Raw genomic sequence first — 3,262 nt, forward strand, 5'->3', positions numbered from 1 at the left:
CATTGTTCATATTAAGATTAAGTCCTCGATCGATTAGTATCCGTCAGCTCCATGTGTCGCCACACTTCCACACCGGACCTATCTACCTGATCGTCTTTCAGGGATCTTACCTGCCTGGCAAGCCAGGCAATGGGAAATCTCATCTTGAGGGGGGCTTCATGCTTAGATGCTTTCAGCACTTATCCCTGCCGCACATAGCTACCCAGCGATGCCTTTGGCAAGACAACTGGTACACCAGCGGTGCGTCCATCCCGGTCCTCTCGTACTAAGGACAGCTCCTCTCAAATTTCCTGCGCCCGCGACGGATAGGGACCGAACTGTCTCACGACGTTCTGAACCCAGCTCGCGTACCGCTTTAATGGGCGAACAGCCCAACCCTTGGGACCGACTACAGCCCCAGGATGCGATGAGCCGACATCGAGGTGCCAAACCTCCCCGTCGATGTGAACTCTTGGGGGAGATAAGCCTGTTATCCCCGGGGTAGCTTTTATCCGTTGAGCGATGGCCCTTCCATGCGGAACCACCGGATCACTAAGCCCGACTTTCGTCCCTGCTCGACTTGTAGGTCTCGCAGTCAAGCTCCCTTATGCCTTTGCACTCTGCGAATGATTTCCAACCATTCTGAGGGAACCTTTGGGCGCCTCCGTTACTCTTTAGGAGGCGACCGCCCCAGTCAAACTGCCTGCCTGACACTGTCTCCCACCCGGATCACGGGTGCGGGTTAGACGGTCCATACAGCCAGGGTAGTATCCCACCGTTGCCTCCACCGAAGCTGGCGCTCCGGTTTCCAAGGCTCCTACCTATCCTGTACAAGCTGCACAGACAGTCAATATCAGGGTGCAGTAAAGCTCCACGGGGTCTTTCCGTCCTGTCGCGGGTAATGCGCATCTTCACGCATAGTATAATTTCACCGAGTCTCTCGTTGAGACAGTGCCCAGATCGTTGCGCCTTTCGTGCGGGTCGGAACTTACCCGACAAGGAATTTCGCTACCTTAGGACCGTTATAGTTACGGCCGCCGTTTACTGGGGCTTCAATTCGGACCTTCGCTTGCGCTAAGCCCTCCTCTTAACCTTCCAGCACCGGGCAGGCGTCAGCCCCTATACTTCGCCTTGCGGCTTCGCAGAGACCTGTGTTTTTGCTAAACAGTCGCCTGGGCCTATTCACTGCGGCTCCTCAGGGCTTGCACCCCAAAGAGCACCCCTTCTCCCGAAGTTACGGGGTCATTTTGCCGAGTTCCTTAACGAGAGTTCTCTCGATCACCTTAGGATTCTCTCCTCGCCTACCTGTGTCGGTTTGCGGTACGGGCGCCTGTTTCCTCGCTAGAGGCTTTTCTTGGCAGTGTGGAATCAGGAACTTCGGTACTAAATTTCCCTCGCCATCACAGCTCAGCCTTATGGCAAGCGGATTTGCCTACTTGCCAGCCTAACTGCTTGGACGCGCTAATCCAACAGCGCGCTTACCCTATCCTACTGCGTCCCCCCTTCACTCAAATGGAAACGAGGCGGTACAGGAATATCAACCTGTTGTCCATCGCCTACGCCTTTCGGCCTCGGCTTAGGTCCCGACTAACCCTGAGCGGACGAGCCTTCCTCAGGAAACCTTAGGCATTCGGTGGAAGGGATTCTCACCCTTCTTTCGCTACTCATACCGGCATTCTCACTTCCAAGCGCTCCACCATTCCTTACGGAATGACTTCACAGCCCTTGGAACGCTCTCCTACCATTGTCTAAAGACAATCCACAGCTTCGGTGATACGTTTAGCCCCGGTACATTTTCGGCGCAGAGTCACTCGACCAGTGAGCTATTACGCACTCTTTGAATGGTGGCTGCTTCTAAGCCAACATCCTGGTTNCGCACTCTTTGAATGGTGGCTGCTTCTAAGCCAACATCCTGGTTGTCTAAGCAACTCCACATCCTTTTCCACTTAACGTATACTTGGGGACCTTAGCTGGCGGTCTGGGTTGTTTCCCTCTCGACTACGGATCTTATCACTCGCAGTCTGACTCCCAAGGATGAGTATCTGGCATTCGGAGTTTGTCTGAATTCGGTAACCCGATGAGGGCCCCTAGTCCAAACAGTGCTCTACCTCCAATACTCTTACCTTGAGGCTAGCCCTAAAGCTATTTCGGAGAGAACCAGCTATCTCCAGGTTCGATTGGAATTTCACCCCTACCCACACCTCATCCCCGCATTTTTCAACATACGTGGGTTCGGGCCTCCAGTCAGTGTTACCTGACCTTCACCCTGGACATGGGTAGATCACCTGGTTTCGGGTCTGCGACCTCATACTCATACGCCCTATTCAGACTCGCTTTCGCTGCGGCTCCGCCTCTTCAGCTTAACCTTGCATGAAATCGCAACTCGCCGGTTCATTCTACAAAAGGCACGCCATCACACTTATAGTGCTCTGACTACTTGTAGGCACACGGTTTCAGGATCTATTTCACTCCCCTTCCGGGGTGCTTTTCACCTTTCCCTCACGGTACTGGTTCACTATCGGTCACTAGGGAGTATTTAGCCTTGGGAGATGGTCCTCCCGGATTCCGACGGGATTCCTCGTGTCCCGCCGTACTCAGGATCCACTCTGGAGGGAATGAAGTGCCGATTACAGGGCTGTTACCTTCTCTGGCGGGCCTTTCCAGGCCGCTTCGCCTACCACATTCCTTTGTAACTCCGTATAGAGTGTCCTACAACCCCAGAAGGCAAGCCTTCTGGTTTGGGCTCTTCCCGTTTCGCTCGCCGCTACTTGGGGAATCGAATTTTCTTTCTCTTCCTCCGGGTACTAAGATGTTTCAGTTCCCCGGGTCTGCCTTCCTGCACCTATGTATTCAGTACAGGATACTGCCCCATTACTGGCAGTGGGTTTCCCCATTCGGAAATCTCCGGATCCAAGCTTGCTTACAGCTCCCCGGAGCATATCGGTGTTCGTTCCGTCCTTCATCGGCTCCTAGTGCCAAGGCATCCACCGTGCGCCCTTTGTAACTTAATCTTTACGGTCGTCGATAAGCTTCGCATTTCTTTGTCGGCTGCCCTCTCTCACATCCTCACGCACTTCAGTGCGCTCCGGTGTTCGTTCGGTTGCCTCCTCGAACTGCTCGCTTCTCGCCAACCTTGGGTTGAGTGCTACACTCAAAACCACCAAAGGTTTTATTGCACATCTTATGGAAAGTTCCATAAGGTGAACGATTCTCGGTTTGTTTCTTCTCTTACTTATCTGGTTTTCAAAGAACGAATATTACAGAGAGTTTGACCTCTCAAAAC

The 3,262-nt window shown here is 53.2% G+C and carries 1 rRNA gene; it reads right to left on the minus strand.

Features of this window, described 5'->3' with window-relative positions:
• Positions 1–13: 13 nt before the first annotated feature.
• A 23S ribosomal RNA gene (locus tag D4T97_RS20290) occupies positions 14–2,990 on the minus strand.
• Positions 2,991–3,262 lie beyond the last annotated feature (272 nt).

The sequence above is a fragment of the Siminovitchia acidinfaciens genome, assembly GCF_003605385.1.
Lineage (GTDB): Bacteria > Bacillota > Bacilli > Bacillales > Bacillaceae_C > Siminovitchia > Siminovitchia acidinfaciens.